Source organism: Superficieibacter sp. BNK-5 (assembly GCF_047456055.1).
Taxonomy (GTDB): domain Bacteria; phylum Pseudomonadota; class Gammaproteobacteria; order Enterobacterales; family Enterobacteriaceae; genus Superficieibacter.
This window is the reverse complement of sequence record NZ_CP179893.1, coordinates 1309513-1335447: the sequence shown is the minus strand read 5'-3', so window position 1 is coordinate 1335447 and position 25935 is coordinate 1309513. Positions and strand designations below refer to the sequence as shown.

The 25935-nt window shown below is 51.5% G+C and carries 23 protein-coding genes; 1 reads left to right on the top strand and 22 read right to left on the bottom strand.

Annotated features, from left to right (window positions below; translation table 11 throughout):
• Window positions 1–169 precede the first annotated feature (169 nt).
• The 20 genes from stgD to asnC all read right to left on the bottom strand — a co-directional run bounded on the left by stgD (window position 170) and on the right by asnC (window position 21824).
• Window positions 170–1246: a fimbrial protein StgD gene (gene stgD, locus ACMGGS_RS06390; RefSeq protein WP_414165455.1), complete on the bottom strand. Its 1077-nt coding sequence runs from the start codon at window positions 1244–1246 to the stop codon at window positions 170–172.
• A gap of 10 nt (window positions 1247–1256) precedes the next feature.
• The gene (locus ACMGGS_RS06385; protein ID WP_414165454.1) at window positions 1257–3776 is read right to left on the bottom strand and encodes a fimbria/pilus outer membrane usher protein; all 2520 of its coding nucleotides are present in this window, start codon (window positions 3774–3776) and stop codon (window positions 1257–1259) included.
• 22 nt (window positions 3777–3798) lie between these two features.
• Entirely contained in the window at window positions 3799–4485 is a 687-nt protein-coding gene (locus ACMGGS_RS06380) for a fimbrial chaperone (protein ID WP_414165453.1), read from the bottom strand.
• 106 nt (window positions 4486–4591) lie between these two features.
• Window positions 4592–5161 (bottom strand): chaperone-usher fimbrial major subunit, encoded by a 570-nt coding sequence (locus tag ACMGGS_RS06375; RefSeq protein WP_414165452.1) that lies wholly within the window; start codon window positions 5159–5161, stop codon window positions 4592–4594.
• Between the two features lie 556 nt (window positions 5162–5717).
• Entirely contained in the window at window positions 5718–7547 is a 1830-nt protein-coding gene (gene glmS, locus ACMGGS_RS06370; RefSeq protein ID WP_414165451.1) for a glutamine--fructose-6-phosphate transaminase (isomerizing), read from the bottom strand.
• Between the two features lie 223 nt (window positions 7548–7770).
• Window positions 7771–9141 (bottom strand): bifunctional UDP-N-acetylglucosamine diphosphorylase/glucosamine-1-phosphate N-acetyltransferase GlmU, encoded by a 1371-nt coding sequence (glmU, locus tag ACMGGS_RS06365; RefSeq protein ID WP_414165450.1) that lies wholly within the window; start codon window positions 9139–9141, stop codon window positions 7771–7773.
• Window positions 9142–9415: 274 nt separating this feature from the next.
• A complete protein-coding gene (locus ACMGGS_RS06360) occupies window positions 9416–10114 on the bottom strand; it encodes a Bax inhibitor-1 family protein (RefSeq protein WP_414165449.1) in 699 nt (232 codons plus the stop codon).
• A 218-nt stretch (window positions 10115–10332) separates the two neighbouring features.
• Entirely contained in the window at window positions 10333–10752 is a 420-nt protein-coding gene (locus ACMGGS_RS06355; RefSeq protein ID WP_276160432.1) for a F0F1 ATP synthase subunit epsilon, read from the bottom strand.
• Window positions 10753–10772: 20 nt separating this feature from the next.
• A complete protein-coding gene (gene atpD / locus ACMGGS_RS06350) occupies window positions 10773–12155 on the bottom strand; it encodes a F0F1 ATP synthase subunit beta (RefSeq protein WP_176918553.1) in 1383 nt (460 codons plus the stop codon).
• A 26-nt stretch (window positions 12156–12181) separates the two neighbouring features.
• Window positions 12182–13045: a F0F1 ATP synthase subunit gamma gene (gene atpG, locus ACMGGS_RS06345; protein WP_176918554.1), complete on the bottom strand. Its 864-nt coding sequence runs from the start codon at window positions 13043–13045 to the stop codon at window positions 12182–12184.
• A gap of 50 nt (window positions 13046–13095) precedes the next feature.
• Window positions 13096–14637, bottom strand: a complete 1542-nt coding sequence (atpA, locus tag ACMGGS_RS06340; RefSeq protein WP_176918555.1) for a F0F1 ATP synthase subunit alpha — start codon at window positions 14635–14637, stop codon at window positions 13096–13098.
• A gap of 12 nt (window positions 14638–14649) precedes the next feature.
• The gene (gene atpH, locus ACMGGS_RS06335; RefSeq protein WP_176918556.1) at window positions 14650–15183 is read right to left on the bottom strand and encodes a F0F1 ATP synthase subunit delta; all 534 of its coding nucleotides are present in this window, start codon (window positions 15181–15183) and stop codon (window positions 14650–14652) included.
• A 14-nt stretch (window positions 15184–15197) separates the two neighbouring features.
• The gene (gene atpF, locus ACMGGS_RS06330) at window positions 15198–15668 is read right to left on the bottom strand and encodes a F0F1 ATP synthase subunit B (protein WP_103676215.1); all 471 of its coding nucleotides are present in this window, start codon (window positions 15666–15668) and stop codon (window positions 15198–15200) included.
• 61 nt (window positions 15669–15729) lie between these two features.
• Window positions 15730–15969: a F0F1 ATP synthase subunit C gene (gene atpE, locus ACMGGS_RS06325; protein WP_049839447.1), complete on the bottom strand. Its 240-nt coding sequence runs from the start codon at window positions 15967–15969 to the stop codon at window positions 15730–15732.
• A gap of 47 nt (window positions 15970–16016) precedes the next feature.
• Entirely contained in the window at window positions 16017–16835 is an 819-nt protein-coding gene (gene atpB / locus ACMGGS_RS06320; RefSeq protein WP_414165448.1) for a F0F1 ATP synthase subunit A, read from the bottom strand.
• An 8-nt stretch (window positions 16836–16843) separates the two neighbouring features.
• Window positions 16844–17224: a F0F1 ATP synthase subunit I gene (atpI, locus tag ACMGGS_RS06315; RefSeq protein ID WP_414166212.1), complete on the bottom strand. Its 381-nt coding sequence runs from the start codon at window positions 17222–17224 to the stop codon at window positions 16844–16846.
• Between the two features lie 615 nt (window positions 17225–17839).
• On the bottom strand, window positions 17840–18463 hold the full coding sequence (gene rsmG, locus ACMGGS_RS06310) for a 16S rRNA (guanine(527)-N(7))-methyltransferase RsmG (RefSeq protein ID WP_414165447.1): 624 nt from the start codon (window positions 18461–18463) through the stop codon (window positions 17840–17842).
• A gap of 101 nt (window positions 18464–18564) precedes the next feature.
• On the bottom strand, window positions 18565–20454 hold the full coding sequence (gene mnmG, locus ACMGGS_RS06305; protein WP_414165446.1) for a tRNA uridine-5-carboxymethylaminomethyl(34) synthesis enzyme MnmG: 1890 nt from the start codon (window positions 20452–20454) through the stop codon (window positions 18565–18567).
• Between the two features lie 373 nt (window positions 20455–20827).
• Window positions 20828–21277 carry an FMN-binding protein MioC gene (gene mioC / locus ACMGGS_RS06300; protein ID WP_414165445.1) on the bottom strand — a complete coding sequence of 150 codons (450 nt, stop codon included), beginning with the start codon at window positions 21275–21277 and terminating at the stop codon, window positions 20828–20830.
• 88 nt (window positions 21278–21365) lie between these two features.
• On the bottom strand, window positions 21366–21824 hold the full coding sequence (asnC, locus tag ACMGGS_RS06295; RefSeq protein WP_276160371.1) for a transcriptional regulator AsnC: 459 nt from the start codon (window positions 21822–21824) through the stop codon (window positions 21366–21368).
• Between the two features lie 150 nt (window positions 21825–21974).
• Here asnC and asnA point away from each other — a divergent pair, with 150 nt between their 5' ends.
• On the top strand, window positions 21975–22967 hold the full coding sequence (asnA, locus tag ACMGGS_RS06290) for an aspartate--ammonia ligase (protein WP_414165444.1): 993 nt from the start codon (window positions 21975–21977) through the stop codon (window positions 22965–22967).
• A gap of 1 nt (window position 22968) precedes the next feature.
• On the opposite strand, the gene viaA is transcribed toward asnA, so the two are convergent.
• Together viaA and ravA are read right to left on the bottom strand one after the other, a co-directional pair.
• Complete coding sequence (gene viaA / locus ACMGGS_RS06285) at window positions 22969–24420, bottom strand: ATPase RavA stimulator ViaA (RefSeq protein WP_414165443.1); 1452 nt, start codon at window positions 24418–24420, stop codon at window positions 22969–22971.
• On the bottom strand, window positions 24414–25910 hold the full coding sequence (gene ravA / locus ACMGGS_RS06280) for an ATPase RavA (protein WP_414165442.1): 1497 nt from the start codon (window positions 25908–25910) through the stop codon (window positions 24414–24416). Before ravA ends, viaA begins: the two co-directional genes overlap by 7 nt.
• Window positions 25911–25935: the final 25 nt, after the last annotated feature.

Below are 25935 nucleotides of genomic sequence, written 5' to 3'. Positions count from 1 at the left end.
ACAGTTTAATGACAATCAAAACAGGATTCGTAATCAGATGAATAATAATAATTTTATTCGTTGTCCATGAACCTGTTATGACCAGGTGTAGCGCAGAAAAGGGAATATGACAAAAGAATGAACGCCAGGATACAGGACCGCAAACCGATCGTTCTCCTGACGGTAGCGCTTAGTTTTTAATTTCCAGCGTGATGGTCGCTGTCGCTTCAAACGTGCCGGGCTTCGGCAATGCGCCGGTGGCGCTTGCGGGCGCGGCGGAGAAGGTCAGTGAGTTGTTTTCCACACCGCCGCGATTAGGCCCCATGTCCATATCCATGTTCCCCCCGTTTACGTTGATAATTTTATCCCACTTGTCATAAATCATAAGACCCACATCTTCATTGCCCTGAACTTTCATCATTGTGGGGGATGCCTCTACCGGTTCGGCGTTGAAGGTCGAATAAACAATATTTTCGTTTAACATGCCGGTGCACTGAACCTGAATGGTTTTCGTAATCTTATGGCTGGTCACGGCAGTGCCGGGCGTAGAAGAGAATTCAGCGGCAGGTATTTTGCCAAAATCGACAACCAGCTCCTGGCCAGATGCAATTTCACAGGTTTGTGGCGCGACCACATCGCCCGATATTTTAACCTCGGCGAGCTTATCCGTACTCTTGGTCGAAGATTCACGATCGAGTCCACCAAATAAATCAACAACGATAGTCGGTGGCACTGACACTTTCCCGATAAACGGTTTATTGATTAGCAAAGAAACCACGACTTCCGACCCTGTAACAAGCGTGACAGGCGTCCCTTCTTCTCCGGGGGCATAACAATACATCCCGCTATCGACCACGTTTGGCTCAGCTTCAAAGGGTACTGGTACATCGCCACGTCCGAGAATCTTAATAGATGTGGCAATACTCATATTATCATTCAGCCGGTAATAGGTGTAATTACCCCGGGTTGTATCCACACTTAACGGAGATCGGGACGTATAATAGATGTTGCGAAAAGTCGTGGTGAAATGCGTCAGACAATCACAGTGAGCCTTATATTTTTGCGAAGACGTTATCGTTTTTAAATCTTTAATTTCAGTGGATGGTTTATTTTTATCCGCTGGAATAGTCATATTGTTTAACGGTAGGTCATAAACATAAACGCTATTAACCGGACGGCAAATACCGTCACCGTAGGTGATGGCGTAGCAAAACGGCGTTGCCAGCAGAGTAAGCCCCACGCAGGACTGCGCTATCCATATTTTCATTATTTATTCCTTACTGGCAAACAGCCGCTGTCTGAACCAGTTCAGCGTTCTCTGGTTTAGTAATCTGATAATTAACGGTACATTTTTTGGCGCTCTTTTCTCCCCAGTCGACCTGGAAAGCGCCCTTTTCCGGCATTCCCGACAGGTAAAGCTCCCCCTCTTCACCCACGATACCGGTGATTGCGCCATTTTCCATTTGGGCGGAAGCAATCGCGCCAAACGGCGCAGGTTTGCCATTCGCCAGCCTGACCGTAAATAGCACCCGGTAGCCGATATGCGTTACGAATTCAGCTTTAATGACGGCACCACGCGTTGGTACAACGTTGACGACGCTGTTCTCCAGCTCAACGTTCGCCTTCGCAAAATAATCACTATCAATGGCGACACGGTTTTCATCGTAAGGGTTCATCTGCGTTTTAACGGTATAGCCGCGCCAGTCCGTTGCCACGCCGGTATCGTTCTCGACCGATAAGCCAGCAGCGCCCGGCGCTTTTACCAGCGCGACGGTTTCACCAAGCTCCTGAGAAAACGTTACGCCTTCGCTATGAACAAGAATGCCGCCGCTGGCGCCATAATTAAGCCGTTGAGCGTCGGGGCTATAATCATAACTGGCGTTTACCGAACCATAGGTGCCGTCATAACTGGCTCCGGCACTGCCGCCGTACGCATCATCGTCATTGGTGTAGGATTGATGCACGTTCCAGGCGAGATTATTTTTTTCCAGCGCCGTACCGCCAATACCCAATTGATTCATGCTGCTGCCGTGATTATCGTGCGTGACCGAGTAATCCGCGTAGGTATTGGGCAGCCATTTAGATAAAGGGACAGAGACCGAGAACATAAAGATCTGCTCACTACTATCGTCATTATCATTGCTGTAATACGAACCTGAACGATGGTTAACGGAATCGGTATAGTTCCATGAAAAGCTCCATGATATTTGATTCCAGTAGTTGTTGTAGCCCAGCTGCACCAGCCGTTCGACTTTATCGGTTTGCCAGTATTGCTGCCGACTGAGCGTCAGATAGATGCTTCCCCATCCATCAGTAAAAGACTGGGTCCACGTGCCTTCAAGACGGCTACGGCGGTTACCGAGCGACCAGAAATCGTCGGTATTTCCCTGCCTGTCTGCCCACTCATCTATCGTGTAATAGCCTTCTGTAGAATAGCGATATCCGACCAGGCGCAGCGTGGTATCAGTGTCGTCAAAGCGTTTAGAATATAAGAAACGGTAGGACTGCCCTTGTTCATCATCCCCGTCATCAAAATTTGCCTTCGCCTGCGTAATGTCAAAGGAGACGGCACCCAGGGAACCCATATCTTTACCGATACCGAGTGCGGCTGACGCATAATCTTCCGCGCCCTGTATTCCGCCATAAACCGTTACTCCCCACGGCAGTCCATGCAGTGCCTGTGCCTGGATAAATTCAGGGGTGAAATTACTCTGTTCACGCATCTCACCGATGCTAATATCAAAATCGGTCTGGCCTTCGCGTTTCAGGATCGCCAGCGTCGCAAACGGCTGAGTGAAATGCTGTTCGCTGCCGTCTTCTTCTTTAATCGTGACATCCAGATCGCCACCGGAGCTGGTTGTATTCATATCAGTAATGGCAAACGCGCCCTGCGGAACCGCAGACTGATAAATAACATAGCCATTCTGTTTAATAATCACCGTCGCATTGCTTTTCGCGATCCCCCGAACGACAGGCGCGAAACCGTTCTGGCTGGTGGGTAGCATATCGTCATCGGTATATAACCGCACGCCGCGAACCTGGGTACTGTCAAAAACATCGCTCGCCGTCCAGGTATCTCCGATCATCACCTGACTGCGCAGCGCAGCGATGTTGCGCTGGAGCCAGGTGCTGGCAGAATGGTAACTGGCTTTATCGTCAGTGATGTTTAGCGTGCTGTAGTTACGCAAACGCCAGGCACCGATATTCAGGCCATTACGCAAATTCAGATAGTAGTAATCATCTTCGTCATAGTCCGACTTTAACGAATGGGTGCCTGAAAAATCATAGTTAACCATCAGGGCATTAATGCCCTCATCCCAGCGCGATGGGCTGATATAGCCATAGGCTGCAAGGTCGAGATAAATTTGCGGAAGAGTAATATTAAGCGCCAGTTTATCCACGTCCACATCCCAGGAGGAATCAGGCACCAGCGGCACGGGATTGACGCAGCGGGAGCTATCGATAGCGTCCAGCGTTTTTAGCGCAGCAACTTTAACGCCGAATTCCGCTAATACATCCTTCACGGCAATAAAGCAGGGATGTAAATCAGCATCGGGCGCGTCCTGTACAAACGTTACTTCGCGACTCGTTAACGTTTTACCGTTAACATTAATAGTCACCTTGTACTTACCAGGCGGTAAATGGTTTGCGCGATTAAACTGATGGATGTCGACATCCATTGGATGATCTATTTCTAATAGCGCCGGGTTAAATAACAAATCCCGAGCGACTACCTGACCCGAAAAGCCTATAAACACGCCAGAGGCTAACGCAATAAAAACACGAAGTCCTTTCATTACTTTTTATCCTGAACAACCATTAACGCATTATTTTTATTGGTTGGCTAATGGCACCGTAATCGTTGACAAAACGCCATATTATTGCGTGCCCTACAACGCCTGCGGGCAGCGGCAGAGTTACTTTTTCAAACGGGCGGATAATATTAAGCGGGACATCTTTACCATCAACGATAATATCCATGACATTGATATGAATTGGTGATGGATTTTCGACGATTAAATTTTTACCGTCGATATGCCACTTCACCGTTGAAGCAACGCTTTCTGGCGTCGCGTTAAGCGTTGCAGGACGCCAGAATAATTTAATACGCGTCTTGATGGCCACTTCCAGCGTATTGGTATTGGTACGGTCGCTGGCAGGCGGAATGTTCTTAACGTTAAGCCAAAAAACCGATTCTCTGTCCTTCGGAAGTTCTCCCGCTGTTTTCACGACACGCAGGATCTTTTCCTGGTTTGGCTCAATACGTGAGACCGGCGGAATAACCGTAAAAGGGGGTTTACTTTTATCATCCTTATTGAAAGGATCAACCCAGGTTTGAATTAAATAAGGAAGCTTGAGGTCTTTATTATAAATAGAAATAGTGACATCGGGTTTATCGCTGGCGTAAATAACGCGAGTACCGCCCACCACAATCCCGGCAGTAGCCATAGTTGTATTTATACTTAATACGACAATAAAAAAGAGTTTGAGCAAGCGTGCAGGCATACATTCATCTCAGCATTCAAAAATGAAAAAATAACGCTCTTCATTTCGCAAAAATGAGCGGCAATGACGAGCGTCATTTAATTAGTAAAAGGTGCTAAAAAAGATTTTATTTCTGATATTCAATGGTGAACTGAGAATCAGCGTTCGCCGTACCCGGAGTAACGTCTACATCGGTAGCAATATAGCGAGCGGTAAATAGCATTTGGGCTTTGCCAGCGGCAATATCGCTGTAAGCAGAATCTTTATACAGCTCAACCTGAGAGTCATCTCCGCGGTTATAAATACGGATAGCAATGCCTGAGGCAGTCGCTACAGCACCCGAACCGGTATAATCACCCGGCGCACCTGTTGAAGCAGGGTTGCCTATCGCTAAATCACCCTTACCGTCTGCGGCCTGTACCCCATCAAAGCGTACAGCGGCTTTAGTGTAAGTATCCGGGCATTTTTCAAGATCGATCTCGAACGCCGTCGGGGCCGCAGTACTTCCCACACCGTTGAATGCGGTTCTGTTAACTTTGCCTAAATCAACGTTCTGATCTTTAGTATCAGCGGTCACTTCGCAGGTGCTATCAATCACTTCACCACGAAAGTGAACGAGACCATCAGAAGCCAGAGCATGACCAGCGGCAAAAAATGAAGATACCACCAGCGCAACTGCCGTTAATTTTCCTTTCATTACAACTCCATTGTATTAATTCTGCTGTGTTATCTTTTCAGAAAACACATTGATGAAAAAAATAAACACGATTTAAAGCAGGCGGAATCATACAGCTAAAGAAATAAGTCTCATAGAAAAATAAAATTAGCTAATATGGAATAAAATGGAGTTAACTGGACATGCGGATAAATAAATGAGAGTGTTTTTGCTAATGTAAAATTTATTTCCCAGAAAAAATGTCATATTTATATGATATCTAAAAAATGAGTATGTGTCTTTTATATAGCTTAATTTTCAGAATAAATTTATCGAACGTTATAAGTTCATATAATTTATGTTTTATCTAACCTGTTAAATTAACACATGATCATTATTCCACCGAGGAATAGACAATTTGTGCTATGTGTATTTTACAAACAGAAATAAAGTATTGATGAATGTAAAAACCTAACACATAAGATTACGTAATAACAAGATAAAGCATTATAAATCAATGCAATAGCCAAAATGGCTTAGTATACGTGAAAAAAGAGGCTGCCCTGGGGCAGCCTCTTTTTATTAGGGCTGGAGGGAATTATTCCACTGTTACCGACTTCGCCAGGTTGCGCGGCTGGTCCACATCGGTGCCTTTAATCAGCGCGACGTGATACGCCAGTAGCTGAAGCGGTACGGTGTAGAAGATCGGCGCGATAACCTCTTCAACGTGCGGCATCTCAATGATGTGCATGTTGTCGCTGCTGGAGAAACCAGCATCGCGATCGGCGAAGACATACAGCTGACCGCCACGAGCGCGGACTTCTTCGATGTTGGATTTCAGTTTTTCCAGTAGATCGTTGTTGGGCGCGACCACAATAACCGGCATGTCAGCGTCAATTAACGCCAGCGGACCGTGTTTCAGCTCGCCTGCCGCATACGCTTCGGCATGAATGTAAGAGATTTCTTTCAGCTTCAGCGCGCCTTCCAGCGCAATCGGATACTGATCGCCACGACCGAGGAACAATGCGTGGTGCTTGTCGGAGAAATCTTCCGCCAGCGCTTCAATGCGCTTGTCCTGCGATAGCATCTGCTCAATACGGCTCGGCAACGCCTGTAGTCCGTGAACGATGTCATGCTCGACGGAAGCGTCCAGCCCCTTCAGACGCGCCAGCTTCGCCACCAGCATCAGCAGCACGGTCAGTTGGGTGGTGAAGGCTTTCGTGGACGCTACGCCGATTTCCGTGCCGGCATTGGTCATCATTGCCAGATCGGACTCGCGCACCAGCGAAGATCCCGGTACGTTACAAATGGCCAGCGATCCCAGGTAGCCCAGCTCTTTGGAGAGACGCAGCCCCGCCAGGGTATCCGCTGTTTCACCTGACTGAGACAGCGTGATCATCAGGCTATTACGACGCACGGCGGATTTGCGGTAGCGGAATTCGGAGGCGATTTCTACATCGCACGGAATACCCGCCAGCGATTCGAACCAGTAGCGGGAAACCATCCCTGAGTTGTAAGAGGTGCCGCAGGCGATGATTTGAATATGCTCCACCTGCGCCAGCAGGTCGTTGGCATTCGGACCCAGCTCGCTTAAATCCACTTCGCCATGGCTGATACGCCCGGTGAGGGTGTTTTTAATTGCATTCGGCTGTTCGTAGATCTCTTTCTGCATGTAATGACGGTAAATGCCTTTGTCACCCGCGTCATATTGCAAATTGGATTCAATATCCTGACGTTTCACTTCCGCGCCGGTTTTATCGAAAATAGAAACGGTACGGCGGGTCACTTCTGCAATATCGCCCTCTTCGAGGAAAATAAAGCGGCGCGTCACCGGCAGCAGCGCCAGCTGGTCAGAGGCGATAAAGTTCTCACCCATGCCGAGGCCGATCACCAGCGGACTGCCTGAGCGGGCCGCCAGCAGGGTATCCGGTTTACGGGTATCCATGATCACCGTGCCGTAGGCACCGCGAAGCTGCGGGATGGTACGCAGAACGGCGTCGCGCAACGTGCCGCCCTGTTCCAGCTCCCAATGCACTAAGTGAGCAATCACTTCGGTATCGGTTTCGGAGACAAAGGTATAGCCGCGTGCTTTCAGTGTTTCACGCAGCGGTTCATGGTTTTCGATGATGCCGTTATGCACCACCACAATGTGTTCAGAGACATGCGGGTGCGCATTCGCTTCTGACGGTTCGCCGTGGGTCGCCCAGCGAGTGTGAGCAATACCGGTGCCGCCATGCAGCGGATGATCTTCCGCCGCCTGAGAAAGCATTTGCACTTTACCGAGGCGACGCAGACGGGTCATATTCCCTTCGTTGTCGACCACTGCCAGACCGGCAGAGTCATAGCCACGGTATTCCAGACGACGTAAACCTTCGAGAAGGATTTCCGCTACATCACGCTGCGCGATAGCGCCAACAATTCCACACATAGTTTTTGATTCCGATTTTGGCTTAACGCCATGCGTTGTCGGTCAACCTGTTATGCCCGTTGTTACGAGCGCCCCGAGCCTTGTAGAGAGTGGGGTTATTTTTATAGGTACTGCTTTTCGGGCGGGAAAGTTATGTTTATCTCCTCTGCCCTGGTCTGCATGCCGGATAGCGCTTCGCTTATCCGGCCTACAAAATGTCATCGAACGCGGCAAGACAACATCATTATTTTTTCTTCACCGGACGCTGCCAGCCCTGTTTATGGATCTGCGGCACACGGCTTAATACCAGTTCGTTATCAGCGACGTTGCGCGTCACGGTAGTGCCTGCGGCAATGGTCGCGCCGTTGCCCACGCTGACGGGGGCCACCAGTTGGGTGTCTGAGCCAACAAACACATCGTTGCCAATAATCGTTTTATGTTTATTCGCGCCGTCGTAATTACAGGTGATGGTGCCTGCGCCAATATTAACGTTATCGCCAATGTCCGCGTCGCCAAGATAGGTCAGATGACCGGCCTTAGAGCCTTTACCCAAACGCGCTTTTTTCATCTCGACGAAGTTGCCGACGTGCGCGCCTTCCAGCAGCTCCGCGCCTGGACGCAGCCGGGCAAACGGACCAATGGTACAGGCGGCCTCAAGGTGCGCATCTTCAACCACGCTGTACGGGCTGATCTCGCAGTCGTCGCCAATGACGCTGTTTTTGATCACGCAGCCCGCACCGATTTTCACGCGATGGCCCAGCGTGACGTCGCCCTCAAGGATAACGTTAGTATCAATTTCGACATCGCGCCCGTGTTGCAACGTGCCGCGCAGATCAAAACGCGCCGGGTCGCGCAACATGACGCCCGCCAGCAGCAGTTTTTCTGCCTGCTCAGACTGATAAACGCGCTCCAGACGGGAGAGCTGAAGACGGTTGTTGACGCCTTCCACTTCGCTCAGGCGCTGCGGGTGGACGGCGGCGATTTCATGTCCTTCCTGCCAGGCCATCGCAATGATATCGGTGATGTAGTATTCACCCTGAGCGTTATTATTGGTCAGCTTTGCCAGCCAGCGTTTCATATCTGCGCCGTTAGCGATGAGGATGCCGGTATTAATTTCCTGAATTTGACGCTGCGCGTCGGTCGCATCTTTATGCTCAACGATGCCAGTTACGTTGCCGTTTTCACGGGTAATGCGGCCATAGCCGGTCGGATCGTCAAGCTTAACGGTCAGTAACCCGATGCCTCCCTGCGGTCTGGCGTCACGCAGGCGTTGCAGAGTATCAACTGAGATCAACGGCACATCGCCGTAAAGCATCAGAATATCTTCGTCATCTGCAAAAAATGGCGCGGCCTGCTGCATAGCGTGACCTGTACCCAGTTGTTCCGCCTGTAGGATCCAATTCAGATTGTCATCACGCAGTGTTTGCTTCAGCAAATCGCCACCGTGCCCGTAAACAAGATGAACCTTCGTCGCCCCTGAATGGTTAGCGGCATCAATGACATGTTGCACCATAGGCTTACCGCCCAGGGTGTGCAGCACCTTAGGAAGATCGGAATACATGCGCGTGCCTTTGCCTGCGGCAAGGATCACTACGCTCATCGCACTGTTTGCCATACGCGTCCTGACTGTAATGTAAGTAAGAAGTAGATAACTTTCCTGTTGAAAACTCTACATATTTTTCACAAGAAAATGAAGCGCCGCGAAAACACGCAACGTAGCAGGATAACAGAGAGATTATCGGTGACAAGTCAGGTATTTACCGCATGAATTTTACTTTTCAGACCATTATTTACTGAAAAACGATTGTTTTTATTGTTCTTTTTTAACACAAAGAAAGCATAAAAAAGCCAGCGACTTTGGCGCTGGCTTTTATTGCCTCCGGGAGCGATTAATTACGCGACATAAAAATACGCAGCACGTACCAGAACATAGTCGCAATGGAGGCAAACAGATGTAATGCTGCACCCGCCGGGCGATCGACCGGATAATGATGAATAATATTAGAGGTGTCATAAAGCACGAAGCCTGCGCACAGCAATACCATCAAGGCCGAAAACCAGACACCCAGCGAGAAACCGCAAATCACGCTGGCGATAATCGCGCCCAGGGCGATAAAGCCTGCCATCGATAAAAACGAACGCATAAACGAAAAATCTTTTTTCGTGGTAAACGCCGTAAAGGTGAGGCCGCCCACCAGCAGCAACGTGGTAATGCCTGCCGCCCCAATAATCGCGGGATTGATATACGCCGCAAGCGTCAGCAGCGGAGCAAAGATCAGGGATTCAGCCAGCACGTAGATGCCCAGGCCAATAAGCTGGGTCTGGTTAGAGTCAGCGCCATCCGCCAGACGCGTCGCCAGCATGCTAACCAGCATAAACGCGCCAAGCACCACCAGCCAGCCGTACTTGCCGCCGACCATCAGCACCTCAAGCATCATGTCGCCAATTCCGGTAAACATTAATACACCGCTGAGCACGATAAATCCCATGACCGCGGCCGCCAGATGCAGATAGGCCCGACGGATAAAAGTAGCGCGATCGGTATGTAAGCCCGGTTGCGGGCCAGCAAAAGATGGCTTGAATGACATAGTAATGATCCTTCATTTAATGCAATAACACTGACCGGGTTACCCTGATCGCAGGAGAGACCGATCTGATGGAAAAGCGTCAAGCCGTATGTGCCCGTGGGAAGATCGTCTTTTCAACTTGACGGGTTTTTAACACAGGTAGTTTATCGAATAAAAATTGAGAGGATAAAAAAAAACCAGTCTGTTTTCAGACTGGTTTTTTGCTTTTCAAGCCGGTGTTACATCGCTTTTTTGGTCAACTCGATAACGCGCAGTTTGGCGATCGCTTTGGCCAGTTCCGCAGATGCCTGAGCGTAATCCACGTCACCATGAGAGCTTTTGATGTGCTCTTCAGCCTTACGTTTCGCTTCCAGGGCTCGCGCTTCGTCGAGGTCCTGACCGCGAATCGCGGTATCAGCCAGAACGGTCACGCTGCCAGGCTGCACTTCAAGAATGCCGCCGGACAGATAGATAAACTCTTCATGACCGTGCTGTTTCACGATGCGGATCATACCAGGCTTAATGGCGGTGAGCAGCGGGGCGTGACCCGGGTAAATACCCAGTTCACCTTCACTACCCGTTACCTGGATTTTCTCGACCAGCCCGGTGAACATTTGATGCTCCGCGCTGACGACGTCCAGGTGGTAAGTCATTGCCATATCACCCTCCGATTAAGGCGTTAAAGTTTTTTGGCTTTTTCCACGGCTTCGTCGATGGAACCGACCATGTAGAACGCCTGCTCCGGCAGGTGATCGTATTCGCCTTCCATGATGCCTTTAAAGCCACGGATGGTGTCTTTAAGGGAGACGTATTTACCCGGAGAACCGGTGAATACTTCCGCCACGAAGAACGGCTGGGACAGGAAGCGCTGGATCTTACGAGCGCGAGCTACCACCAGTTTATCTTCTTCAGACAGTTCATCCATACCAAGGATGGCGATGATGTCTTTCAGTTCCTGATAACGCTGCAGGATGGACTGTACGCCACGCGCGGTGTCGTAGTGTTCCTGACCTACCACCAGCGGGTCCAGCTGACGGCTGGTGGAGTCCAGCGGGTCAACGGCCGGGTAGATACCCAGAGACGCGATCTGACGGCTCAGTACCACGGTTGCATCTAAGTGCGCAAAGGTGGTGGCTGGTGATGGGTCAGTCAGGTCATCCGCCGGTACGTATACCGCCTGTACGGAGGTGATTGAACCGGTTTTGGTAGAGGTGATTCGTTCCTGCAGAACACCCATCTCTTCCGCCAGCGTCGGCTGATAACCTACCGCTGAAGGCATACGGCCCAGCAGTGCGGATACTTCCGTACCGGCCAGGGTATAACGGTAGATGTTATCGACGAACAGCAGTACGTCACGACCTTCGTCACGGAATTTCTCCGCCATGGTCAGGCCGGTCAGTGCAACGCGCAGACGGTTTCCCGGCGGCTCGTTCATCTGGCCATACACCAGGGATACTTTGTCGATAACGTTGGAGTCGGTCATTTCGTGGTAGAAGTCGTTACCCTCACGAGTACGTTCACCCACGCCCGCAAACACGGAGTAACCGGAGTGCTCGATCGCGATGTTACGGATCAGCTCCATCATGTTTACGGTTTTACCTACACCCGCACCACCGAACAGACCGACTTTACCGCCCTTCGCGAACGGACACATCAGGTCGATTACTTTGATACCGGTTTCCAGCAGTTCCTGAGAGTTTGACAGCTCTTCATAGGACGGTGCTGCGCGGTGGATCGCCCAACGCTCTTCTTCACCGATGTCGCCTTTCATGTCTACCGGTTGGCCCAGTACGTTCATGATGCGACCCAGGGTAGCTTTACCTACCGGGACTTCAATCGGGTGTTCGAGGTTAGTGACGTCCAGGCTACGACGCAGGCCATCAGAAGAACCCATCGCGATAGTACGCACGATACCACCGCCGAGCTGCTGCTGAACTTCCAGCACCAGTTTCTCATTACCATTTTGTACCTCAAGAGCGTCGTACACTTTTGGTACCGCATCCTGAGGGAACTCGACGTCAACTACAGCGCCGATTACCTGGACAATTTTTCCAGTTGCCATCTTGAATCCTCTACGTATTAACCTGGTTATACCGCAGACGCGCCACCGACGATTTCGGTGAGTTCCTGAGTAATGCTGGCCTGACGAGCTTTGTTGTATACCAACTGCAGCTCTTTAATCAGGCTGCCGCCATTATCGGTAGCGGCTTTCATCGCCACCATACGCGCGGCCTGCTCGCTGGCCAGGTTTTCTACCACACCCTGATAAACCTGAGATTCTACGTAGCGGCGCAGAAGGGTATCCAGCAGCGCTTTCGGATCGGGTTCATACAGGTAATCCCAGGATTTACGCTTCAGCTCATCATCTTCTGACGCGGGCAGCGGCAGCAGCTGAGTGATGGTCGGAACCTGAGACATGGTGTTGATAAACTTGTTATTAACAATATAAAGCTTGTCCAGACGGCCTTCATCGTAGGCCTGCAGCATCACTTTTACCGCACCGATCAGTTCGGACAGGGAAGGGTTATCTCCCATGCCAGTGACCTGCGCAACAATGTTGCCACCTACAGAGTTGAAGAACGATACGCCCTTAGAGCCGATCATTGCGATGTCGCACTGAACGCCTTTATCGGACCACGCTTTCATATCCGCCAGCAGTTTTTTGAACAGGTTAATGTTCAAGCCGCCGCACAGACCACGGTCTGTAGACACCACCAGGTAGCCTACGCGCTTAACGTCGCGTTCTTCCAGGTACGGATGCTTATATTCCAGATTACCGTTCGCAAGGTGACCAATCACTTTGCGCATGGTATCTGCATAAGGACGGCTGGCCGCCATACGTTCCTGCGATTTACGCATTTTGGAAGCGGCGACCATTTCCATCGCTTTAGTGATCTTCTGCGTGTTCTGGACGCTTGCGATCTTACTACGTATCTCTTTTGCGCCGGCCATGAGCTTCTCCTCAATGCCTTGCGGCCTGTCCTAAGACAAGCCGCCAGACGTTACCAGGACTGGGTTGCTTTGAAGGAATCGAGGATGCCTTTCAGCTTGCCTTCGATTTCGTCGTTATAGCCGCCACTCTGGTTGATTTCCTGCATCAGGGAGGCATGATCACGGTCAACGTAAGCCAGCAGAGCGGCTTCGAAGCTACCGATTTTCGCCAGTTCGACATCCGCCAGGTAACCACGTTCAGCTGCGAACAGAACCAGAGACTGCTGCGCGACAGACATCGGCGCATACTGTTTCTGTTTCAGCAGTTCGGTCACTTTCTGACCGTGATCGAGCTGTTTACGGGTTGCATCGTCAAGGTCGGATGCAAACTGGGAGAACGCCGCCAGTTCACGATACTGTGCCAGCGCGGTACGGATACCACCGGACAGTTTTTTCATGATCTTGGTCTGCGCTGCACCACCCACACGGGATACGGAAATACCCGGGTTAACCGCAGGACGAATACCGGCGTTAAACAGGTTGGATTCCAGGAAGATCTGACCATCGGTAATGGAAATTACGTTGGTCGGAACGAACGCGGAAACGTCACCAGCTTGCGTTTCGATAATCGGCAGCGCGGTCAGAGAGCCGGTTTGCCCTTTCACTTCACCTTTAGTGAAGTTTTCAACGTATTCGGCGTTAACACGCGCAGCACGCTCCAGCAGACGGGAGTGGAGGTAGAATACGTCGCCCGGGAATGCTTCACGTCCTGGCGGACGACGGAGCAGCAGGGAAATCTGACGATAAGCGACAGCCTGTTTAGACAGGTCATCATAAATGATCAGTGCATCTTCGCCACGGTCGCGGAAGTATTCGCCCATTGCGCAACCGGCATACGGTGCCAGATATTGCAGTGCAGCGGATTCAGACGCGGTTGCCACGACAACGATGGTGTTAGCCAGCGCGCCGTGCTCTTCCAGTTTACGTACCACGTTAGAGATGGTGGACGCCTTCTGGCCGATAGCAACATAGATACATTTGATGCCGGAATCGCGCTGGTTGATGATGGCATCGATAGCCAGTGCGGTTTTACCGGTCTGACGGTCGCCGATAACCAGTTCACGCTGACCACGACCGATTGGGATCATGGCGTCAACGGATTTGTAACCGGTCTGTACCGGCTGGTCAACGGATTGACGGTCGATTACGCCCGGCGCGATAGCTTCAACGGCAGAGAAGCCGTCGTTATCAACCGGACCTTTACCATCAATTGGCGCACCCAGCGTGTTAAGCACACGGCCCAGCAGGCCGCGGCCAACCGGAACTTCCAGGATACGGCCAGTACACTTTACCTTCATGCCTTCGGCGAGGTCAGCGTATGGACCCATCACCACCGCACCTACGGAGTCGCGCTCCAGGTTCAGGGCGATAGCGTAACGGTTACCCGGCAGGGAGATCATCTCACCCTGCATACAATCGGCCAGGCCGTGAATGCGGATAACACCGTCACTTACAGAAACAATAGTACCTTCGTTGTGAGCTTCGCTCACCACATTGAACTGAGCAATGCGCTGCTTGATCAGTTCGCTGATTTCGGTGGAATTCAGTTGCATGCTCCAGTCCCCTTAAGACTGCAAGACGTCTGCAAGGCGATCAAGACGGCCGCGTACGCTACCATCAATGACCATATCACCCGCACGGATGATAACTCCTGCCATTACAGACTTATCGATTTTGCAATTCAGCTTAACTTTGCGTGACAGACGTTTTTCCATCGCGGCGCTGATTTTCGTAAGCTGTTCATCACTCAATGCGGTTGCAGAAGTGACGTCTACCTCTGCGATAGCCTCACTGGCTGCACGCAGGTGAATAAACTGCTCAAGAACATCGGGGAGCGCGTTCAGACGATTGTTTTCAGCCATCACCCGGATCAGGTTCTGGCCGTTTTCGTCTAACTGCTCACCGCAGACTGCGATAAACGACTCAGCGAGCGTTTCCGGCGCTAATGCGCCAGAGAGAAGCTCTGCCATTTGTTCGTTCCTGGTAACCTCAGCGGCAAACGCCAGCATATCCTGCCAGCGCTGTACACTTTGGTGTTCAACGGCAAAGTCAAAAGCTGCTTTGGCGTAGGGGCGAGCTACCGTTACAAATTCAGACATCGGCCCCTCCCTCCTTACAGTTCAGCGACAAGTTTATCCACGATGTCGCTGTTAGCAGCTTCATCCACGGAACGTTCGATGATCTTCTCGGCCCCGGCCACAGCCAGGATAGCCACTTGCTTACGCAGTTCTTCGCGAGCGCGTTTGCGCTCCGCATCGATTTCTGCCTGAGCCTGCGCCACGATTTTAGCTCGTTCCTGCTCTGCTTCAGTTTTCGCTTCGTCCAGGATCTGAGAGCGGCGTTTGTTCGCCTGCTCAATGATTACCTGAGCTTCCGCCTTCGCTTTTTTCAGCTGGTCGGTCGCGCTGGCCTTTGCAAGGTCAAGGTCCTTATGTGCTCGTTCAGCAGAAGCAAGGCCGTCAGCAATCTCTTTTTGACGCTTTTCTATGGCAGCCATTAACGGCGGCCATACATACTTCATGCAGAACAGAACGAACAGGACAAACGCGATGGCCTGGCCGAGGATTGTTGCGTTAAGATTCACAGCACAATGCCTCTTATCTAGTTAACGTTCTGATAATTGCTTCTTGTACAAGCAATGCTTACTACGCGACAGCAAACATCACGTACAGACCCAGACCTACAGCGATCATCGGGATAGCATCCACCAGACCCATAACGATAAAGAACTGAGTACGCAGCAAAGGAATCAGATCCGGCTGACGCGCTGCGCCTTCCAGGAATTTGCCCCCGAGGATGCCGATACCGATCGCAGCACCGATTGCCGCCAGACCCATCATCACAGCGGCAGCCATGTACAGCAGATCAACATTCAGGTTTTCCATGACAATCTCCAGTTTGTTTCAGTTTAAAACATTTAGTGGTGGTAAAATTAATGCTCTTCAGACGCCATCGACAGATAGACGATCGTCAGAACCATGAAGATAAAGGCTTGCAGCGTAATAATCAGGATATGGAAAATGGCCCATGGCACATTCAATATCCACTGTGACCACCACGGCAACAGACCAGCAATCAGAATGAAAATCAGCTCACCGGCATACATGTTGCCGAACAGTCGCAGACCAAGAGAAACCGGTTTGGACAGCAGGCTTACCCCTTCAAGGATTAAGTTGACAGGAATAAATGCCCAGTGATTGAACGGCTGTAGCGTCAACTCTTTCGTGAAGCCGCCAATGCCTTTCATTTTGATGCTGTAGAACAGAATAAGGATGAACACGCCCAGCGCCATCGACAGGGTGATGTTGACGTCGGCAGACGGAACTACACGCAGCGCCGGCAGACCAAGGTATTTTTCTGCGATGGTCGGCAGCAGGTCAATCGGCAGCAAGTCCATGAAGTTCATCAGGAATACCCAGACAAAAATCGTCAGGGCCAGCGGCGCAATCAGCTTGCTCTTGCCGTGATACATGTCTTTCACGCTGCCGTGAACAAAGCCAATCACCAGCTCAATAGCCGTCTGGAATTTGCCCGGGACGCCGCTGGTTGCACGCTTTGCAACGCTGCGGAACATCACCAGGAACAACAGGCCCAATAACACCGAAAAGAACATGGAGTCGATATTGAGCGTCCAGAAGGTGGCCGGGGGGTTATGCGGATCCACCAGCGTGAAGGTACGCAGGTCCAACTGAAGGTTATTCAGGTGGTGGCCTATGTACTCCTGCGGTGTTGAGATTTCTCCTGCAGACATGATGCCTCTTACCCTTTGTTGTTAATTACAGCTGGCGCAACTATCTGAACAACCAGCGCCAAAATCCACGTGACTATCAGCGGCAAGAAAACCGCCTTTAAAACCGCCAGCGCCACCACCAGTAGAGCAAAGGTCATGAGTACCTTGAAGCCTTCGCCAAGCGCGAAGCTCCAGGCCACCCGGCCTTTTGCTGGGGTATGGACCTGATGACGCCAGGCAAAAATCATAAACACACAGTTAGGCAGCAACACTGCCATGCCTCCGCATACAGCGGAAGCGCCCCAAAAGGGGTCTTTGAGGCTAAACAGCAATCCACTTGCCATTACCACCAGAAACTGAATGAACAGAAGCTTACGAGCAACGTTTCTACTCAAGAGCGACACAGACATCACGTTTTTACTCCTGCTCCCTAAGAGGTATGCCGCGTGTCGTATAAAACGTCCTTTAGCCCCCGGAGTCAAGCATCAAAAAGCGGTCAAATTATACGGTGCGGCCTCGTGATTTCAAACAATAAGTAGCGAAAAGGTGAATAAATGTTTAAATAATTTTCTTGAGCGCTATTTTTCACGTTTTTGCCAAAGTGTGAACAATCGAGCAAAAGTCCAAATAACGCGAAAACCCTGATGATAAAGCGTGCACCAGATCACATAATAAACATTTCCACTTTCAGTCGTTCGGCCGTCTTCATGCCGTGATTTTACGCATCCTGTTGATATCAATGTTTAAAAATAGTGAGACTATGTAAAACAGCGCCCCCTTTATCATAAACACCGCATTGACATTTATAATAAATATTTAACAAATCACGGTCAGTGCATCTGAACATTTTTAGCAGGCTGATATTTTCCATGTTGACTATTTTTCTGGTTAACAAAAAGAGCTGAGTTAAAACCAAGCGAATAAACAGTTAAGACATAGTTAAATACAATCCAGCTTGAGACCTTTTCCCACTAAAATTTTTAACATTATCCGGTGCTTTTTTTTTCTACTTTTTTTGATAAAAATTAAATTTTATTGTGGGTTAAAAGCACAAGATGGCGCTCGCCTTCGAGTTCAGGAACCTGCAGTTTAATCACGGATTCGACAGAAAATTCAACGGGAAGCTGAGAAATCTCATCATCAGGTAATTGACCTTTAAGCGCGTAAAAACGGCCTTTCTCACCAGGCAGGTGGTGACACCACTGCACCATATCCGTTAGTGAAGCGAACGCGCGGCTGATGACGCCGTCAAAAGGAGGCTCTGCGGGGAAGTCTTCTACCCTGCTCTGTACTGGATGCACGTTATCCAACTTCAGTTCGTGCTGCACCTGGCGAAGAAATCGTACGCGTTTACCCAGGCTGTCCAGCAATGTGAACTGCGCTTCTGGACGCACGATGGATAACGGGATCCCCGGCAGCCCCGGCCCGGTACCGACATCGATAAAACGCGTGCCTTCGAGATAAGGCGCAACGACTACGCTGTCGAGAATATGGCGGACCAGCATCTCGTTCGGATCGCGTACCGACGTGAGGTTGTAGGCTTTATTCCACTTGTGCAGCATATCGACATAGGCAACTAGCTGGTTTTTCTGGTGATCGGAGAGCGAAATCCCTGCTTTATCCAGCAGACGAGAGAGTTTGTTCAGCACGTTAAATACCTGTTATTGATCAGCCGGATAGCATCGTCATTTTACCGGCATAGAGAACGTGTTTCAGGCCCGGTAAGCGCAGTTTACCGGGCCTGGATATATCAGGCGCTGCGACGCAGCATGCCCTGTTTTTTTAACCACACCAGCAGAATAGAGATAGCGGCTGGGGTGATCCCGGAAATGCGCGAAGCCTGCCCGATGGATACCGGTTTATGATCGTTTAGCTTGGCGATCACTTCGTTCGACAAACCGGAAACCTGTCGATAATCCAGCATCGCTGGCAGGAGCGTATTCTCGTTACGCTGCTGTTTTTCAATCTCGTCCTGCTGGCGGGCAATGTAACCTTCGTATTTCACCTGGATTTCAACCTGCTCAGCGGCCTGCACATCTTCCAGCGCGGGAGCGAACGGCGTCAGGGCCGTCAACTGCTGGTAGGTCATTTCCGGGCGACGCAGGAGATCTTCACCACTCGCTTCACGAGAAAGCGGAGCTGCAAGGTGAGCGTTCACTTCCGCCGCTGAGTCAACGGAGGGTGAAACCCAGGTTGCTTTCAGGCGCTGGCGTTCGCGCTCAATGTTTTCCAGCTTCTCGTTATAACGCGCCCAGCGGGCATCATCGACCAGTCCGAGTTCGCGACCCGCTTCGGTCAGGCGCAGATCGGCATTATCTTCCCGCAGCATCAGGCGATATTCCGCCCGTGAGGTAAACATGCGGTACGGCTCTTTAGTACCCAGCGTACACAGATCGTCGACCAGCACGCCAAGGTAAGCCTGATCGCGACGCGGTGCCCAGCCCTCTTTCTCGGCGGAGAAACGCGCCGCGTTAAGACCTGCCAGCAGTCCCTGGGCCGCCGCTTCTTCGTAGCCGGTGGTGCCGTTGATCTGGCCAGCAAAGAACAATCCGGCGATAAATTTGCTTTCCAGCGTCGGTTTCAGGTCGCGCGGATCGAAGAAATCGTACTCAATGGCATAGCCAGGACGCACGATTTTTGCGTTTTCCATCCCCTGCATAGAGCGGACGATTTGCATCTGCACATCAAACGGCAGGCTGGTGGAGATGCCGTTCGGATAAATTTCGTTTGAAGTCAGTCCTTCCGGCTCGAGGAAGATCTGATGCTGGTTACGATCGGCAAAGCGCATCACTTTGTCTTCAATCGATGGGCAGTAGCGCGGACCAATCCCTTCAATCACGCCAGCGTACATCGGGCTGCGATCGAGGTTATTACGGATCACGTCGTGGGTTTTTTCGTTGGTATAGGTGACATAGCACGGTACCTGACGCGGATGTTGATCCGCAGACCCCATAAACGAGAACACCGGCATCGGGTTGTCCCCGTGCTGTTGCGCCAGTACGCTGAAATCGATAGTCCGCGCATCGATACGCGGCGGCGTTCCGGTTTTCAGGCGATTAACGCGCAGCGGCAGCTCACGCAGACGGCGGGAAAGGGAGATCGACGGCGGATCGCCAGCGCGACCGCCGCTATAGTTATCCAGTCCGATATGGATCTTGCCGTCGAGGAAAGTTCCGACGGTGAGCACCACCGCTTTGGCGCGGAATTTAAGCCCCATCTGAGTTACTGCGCCGACAACACGATCGTTTTCGACGATCAGATCTTCAACCGCCTGCTGGAAGATCATCAGATTGGGTTGGTTCTCCAGCTCGGTACGCACCGCCTGGCGGTAAAGCACGCGATCCGCCTGAGCGCGGGTGGCCCGGACAGCAGGACCTTTGCTCGCGTTTAGTATCCTGAACTGAATGCCTGCCTGATCGATCGCCTTCGCCATCAGTCCGCCAAGCGCATCGACTTCTTTTACCAGGTGTCCTTTCCCAATGCCGCCAATCGCCGGGTTACAGCTCATTTGTCCCAGCGTGTCGATATTATGCGTCAAGAGAAGGGTCTGTTGACCCATACGCGCCGCGGCCATTGCGGCCTCAGTGCCTGCATGACCCCCGCCAATGATGATGACGTCAAAAGGATCCTGATAAAACATGGTAATTTGCCTCGCGTAAAGCGGTGTTGAAAAGGATTGAAGTCCGGGCCGTGGATTCTACTCAACTTTAGTCGATCGAGAAAGCACCAGGATCCTGACTATTAATTAAAGAAGATCTTTATATAGAGATCTGTTTTATTATGATCTCTTATTAGGATCGCCAACCCTTGTGGATAAGTCGGATCCTTCATTAAAGATCATGCCGTTAGAGAGGATCATTAACTGTGAATGATCGGTGATCCTGTTCAGTATAAGCTGGGATCAAAAGGGCGGGTTATACACAACTCAAAAACTGACCAACGGTTATACTTTGGATAACTACCGGTTGATCCAAGCTTTTAACCAGAGTTATCCACAATTGATCGCGTGATCTTTAATCGTTTTTGAGTAAATTAATCCAGGATCCGAGCCATATTTCTGCCGGATCCTCCGGAATGTCATGTTCAAGCACATTGATCTTCAGCGTATCGCCGATCTGTTTTGCTCCGCAGATCGTCATTTCTGCGTCCAGTTTTTCGATCGCGCCACAGAAGGTGTCATATTCACGGCTACCGAGACCGATAGCGCCAAAACGTACCTGAGACAGATCCGGCTGCTGCGCTTTAAGTTCATCCAGGAAGGGCTGAATGTTATCCGGCAGATCGCCTGCGCCATGCGTGGAGCAGATGACTAACCAGATCCCCGCGGTTGGCACTTCTTCCAGCTGCGGACCATGCAGGGTTTCGGTAGAAAAACCGGCGTCTTCCAGCTTTTCAGCCAGATGTTCCGCGACATATTCGGCACCGCCAAGGGTACTGCCGCTGATAAGAGTTATGTCTGCCATAAAAGCCCATCCTGTTAAAGAGGGGCCATTGTACGCTGTGTGAGAGCTGGGATCTACCTGTGGACAACAGGGGTATTAAAAAGAACGATCATGGACGGATGGTGCGCATGATCGGGTTTTGCAGGGAGATCAGCGTCTCAGTGGACTGAATTTCATCAATTGTTTGGATCTTGTTGATAAGTACCTGCTGTAACGCATCAATTGATCGGCACATGACCTTAATAAAGATGCTGTAGTGCCCGGTGGTGTAATACGCTTCGGTTACTTCATCCAGGCTTTCCAGCTTCGCCAGCGCGGAGGGGTAGTCTTTCGCACTCTTCAGAATGATGCCGATAAAACAGCAAACGTCGTAGCCGAGCTGTTTCGGGCTGATGTCTATGCGTGCGCCAGTGATAATCCCCGCCTGCTTCATTTTCTCAACGCGAACGTGAATGGTGCCGGGGCTGACGCCAAATTGTTTAGCCAGTTCGGCGTAAGCGGTGCGCGCATTGACCATCAGCGCGTCGAGGATGCCGCGATCCAGATTGTCGATCTGATAATTTTCCATAGCTTTTTCTTATGAAGAATAGAGATTCACTCTATTTTAGCGCCTTATTTTAACGAATCAAAAGTGAGTCAGGCTTTTTGTTGTAGGATTATTGAATTGTACCCGCTTTTTGTTGCTTAATCATATTCAACAGGACGCAGGAGTATAAAAATGAAAACCGCTTATATCGCAAAACAACGCCAGATCAGTTTCGTTAAATCCCATTTTTCCCGTCAGCTGGAAGAGAAACTGGGCCTGATTGAAGTGCAGGCTCCGATCTTAAGCCGCGTGGGAGACGGGACGCAGGATAACTTATCCGGCTGCGAAAAAGCGGTGCAGGTGAAAGTGAAAACGCTGCCAGACGCCCATTTCGAAGTGGTTCACTCACTGGCGAAATGGAAACGTCAAACCCTGGGACAACACGACTTCAGCGCGGGCGAAGGGCTGTACACGCATATGAAGGCCCTTCGCCCCGATGAAGACCGGCTGACCGCCATTCACTCCGTTTACGTTGACCAGTGGGACTGGGAACGCGTGATGGGCGATGGCGAACGCCACCTTGCCACGCTGCATTCTACCGTTGAGTCTATTTGGGCGGGGATCAAAGCGACCGAGGCCGCAGTAAGTAAAGAGTTTGGTCTGACACCGTTCCTGCCGGATCAAATCCACTTTGTTCACAGTCAGGATCTGCTGACTCGCTTCCCGGATCTTGATGCCAAAGGGCGTGAGCGCGCGATCGCCAAAGAACTGGGTGCGGTATTTCTGATCGGTATCGGCGGCAAACTTTCCGACGGCAAGCGTCACGATGTGCGTGCACCGGATTATGATGACTGGAGTTCGGCTTCCGTGTCCGGCGCTGCCGGTCTGAACGGGGATATCCTGGTCTGGAACCCGATTCTGGAAGATGCGTTTGAGCTTTCCTCTATGGGGATCCGTGTGGATGCCGACACCTTAAAACGCCAGCTTGCCCTCACCGGCGACGAAGATCGCCTGAAGCTGGAATGGCATCAGGCGCTGCTGCGCGGTGAGATGCCGCAGACTATCGGCGGTGGCATAGGACAATCACGTTTGACCATGCTGTTGCTACAACTGCCGCATATTGGTCAGGTACAGTGCGGCGTCTGGCCTGCTCAGGTGCGTGAGAGCGTTTCTGCACTACTGTAATTTAACGCCGCCAGCGTCGTAGCAGGCGGCTGCGCATCCCGGTATCAAAGCGCCAGATATGATCGAAAATGCGTATAATGCCGGGTTTGCCGTGAGCAGACATCGCCACCGCATGAAACCGGTGCTGATGCACTCTCTGCAGTTCTCCCACCTTTTTTACCACTTCATCCGGCAGCCGCTGGGCGATAAAATCTGAGATCACCACCGCATCGGCATCGGCCCATTCAAGGCCCTGCATACGCTCGACGATGGCGCGAAAGCAGCTTGCCAGATCGGTGCCGCCGCGAAAGCGCTGGCTGAGAAAGCGGATCGCCTGTTCAATCCCCTGTGGACCGCTGAGTTCGTAGCGCACCACTTCGCTTGAAAAGAGCATGATAAAACAGCGACGGTTATCCGCGAGGGCGACACGCATTAAGGCCAGGCAAAAGGCTTTGGCACACTGTTCATTGAAGCCGCCCATCGATCCGGAGGTATCAACGCAGACAATAAACGGTCCGCGCGGCTGTTCATCAACGTCCTGATGAATAACCGGACGCTCAGAGATTTTTTCCCGCCAGGCCTCGCCGTGCAGACGGTAGGTCAGCAGTTGTTTCTCCACCAGCCGTCGATAAAACTCATACTCCAGTTCAGTGATGCCAAGCGTGGCCAGTTCAGGTGGCAGCAGGCGCAGGATATCGTCGCTCTGGATAATGCCATCGACCTGTTCCGGCACGGTAGACGGCTCGCGCACCAGCGTGCGGAATGTTTCCATCGGCGCGTCTTTTTTCGGCACCGATTTCGCTTCACGTGAACGACCTAGCTGTTCCGCCAGCTGCATTAACTCTGGCTGCTGCGCCAGAAAATCGCCGTATTTGACGATTAACTGATAGTCGCCGCGCTTCAGGTTTCCGGCGCTCATATCCCATAGCCGTCCGGCGGCATTATCGTTTTCGACAAGAACCGGCTCAAGCTGGCCGCTCAGGGTCATTCGTTCCTGCACTTCGTTGAGCAGATTGTCACGTTCTTCTTCAAGCAGTTGCTGATTCAGCGTCGTGGCCTGGACGATGAGACTCAGCCGCCAGCGCTGTAGAAATAGCGTATGCAGGGCGGGCGTAAAGGAAGGATTCGCCTCCACCAGCTGTTTTGCCTGATCGGTATAGGGCGACCTGACTTTGCCCAGTAGCGTCAGTATTTGCGGCAGTTGGACGACAAATTGCGTAGTGGAGAGTAGCTGGCTTTGCTGATAACAAAGCACTTCTTCGGTTAGTTCCGGCGAGACGTGGGTTTCTTTGAGCCGATTTTTTAGCATTTCGCGCCAGCGCGGAATATCGTCAGTGACGGCGTTTTTCAGGCGTGGAAACTTTTCAAAAAACAGCGCCAGCACCGGGGAGGCCATTAACACGAGAATGGTCTCTTCGATCAACCCATCCTCGCCAATCGCTAACAGAACGTTGAGCGTATCCAGATTCAGCATTGTTTCGCCTGTTTGATCTGTTCACCGACATCCTGCAGGCTGGCTTCAATACGTCCCAGCCAGTCAGCGGCGATAAACAGACATTTTTGCTGCTCGCTGAAGCGGGTATGCTGCTGATGCCACTCATCGTCCAGCGCGTCGAGCTGCTGCTTAATCTCCTCCGGCATGTTTTCCTGAGAAACGCCGGGCAGCGCCAGCCACGTTCCCTTCAGGCTGACATCGCGCACTACCAGATGCTGACTGGCGTCGACTTCAAGATTGATGATTTGGGCAAAACCGATGCCGTTTAATTTGGCGCGAATTTCACCACCCTTTTCCAGCCACGTTGCCAGCGCCGCGCGTTCGAAGGTCATATGGACGACCTCCATATCGTGCAGCTTAAGCGGCTGCTGAAGCAGTAGCGTGATGACTGAGCCTTCTATCTCTGGCGGCAATTCATAATGCGGTTTACGACTGAACATGCCGCCCTGACGCGTCACTTTCAGCGCGGTTTTATCGCTTTGTTGTTGCTGAAGTTGAATACGGTGCTGGGTTATCGCGCCCAGGCGAGTCAGCAGGGATTGCTGCTGCCAGGCGTGCCCGGTCATCAATATTTCGAGCTGCTGCTGCATCAGATTTTTACTTTCCGCATCGTGCCACAGGCAGTCTTTCAGCAGGATCACGTCAATGGGCGCAATAGCGTCACGCCCGCTGAAAAAGGCGCTGGCCTGAAGTAAACGGATCGCTTTTTTCCAGCGGCGATCGGAGACATACGGCGCGGCGGGCAGGTTATCAAGCTGCTGACGCAACAGATAGATGAGTTCGAAAACGGCGTCCGGCAGTTTGACGTTGCCGATATCGATCTGCCACTGGGCAAACTCTTCGTCCGTGACCTGCAAACCGGCGGCGACCGGATTCTCACCCTCTTCCTGCTGGCTGGTTAGCATGGCGCGGAAGTTGCCTTTCTCCTGGACTTTATCCAGCCACAGGCGGATTAACATACGGTCGTAAAGCGCCTCAAGGCTACTGTCCGCCTCCGGCAGTTCGTTGGAGGCCGCGACCAGCAGGCGCATGGGGATTTTCTCCTCATGCGCGCCATTGCGAAAATGGCGTTCGTTGATGGCGGTCAGCAGCGTATTGAGGATCGCCGGACCCGCTTTCCAGATCTCATCCAGAAAGACAATTTCCGCTTCCGGCAGGTAGCCCGCAGTGAGGCGCTCGTAGCGTCCTTCATCTTTTAGCGCCTGAATGGATAGCGGACCGAAAACCTCTTCCGGCGTAGAAAAGCGAGTCATTAAATATTCAAACGCCTGCGCGTGTTGAAAGGCATATTTTAAGCGGCGCGCAATCAGGCTTTTGGCGATTCCCGGCGGGCCTAACAGGAAAACGCTTTCGCCGCTTAACGCGGCCAGCAGGCACAGGCGGATGGCGTGGCTGCGTTCATAAAGTCCTTTTTCCAGGGCATTGCTCAGGCGGGAAATTCTTTCTGCTAACAGATGTGATTGAGCCATAATCAAATTGCGTCCTTCTGCCATG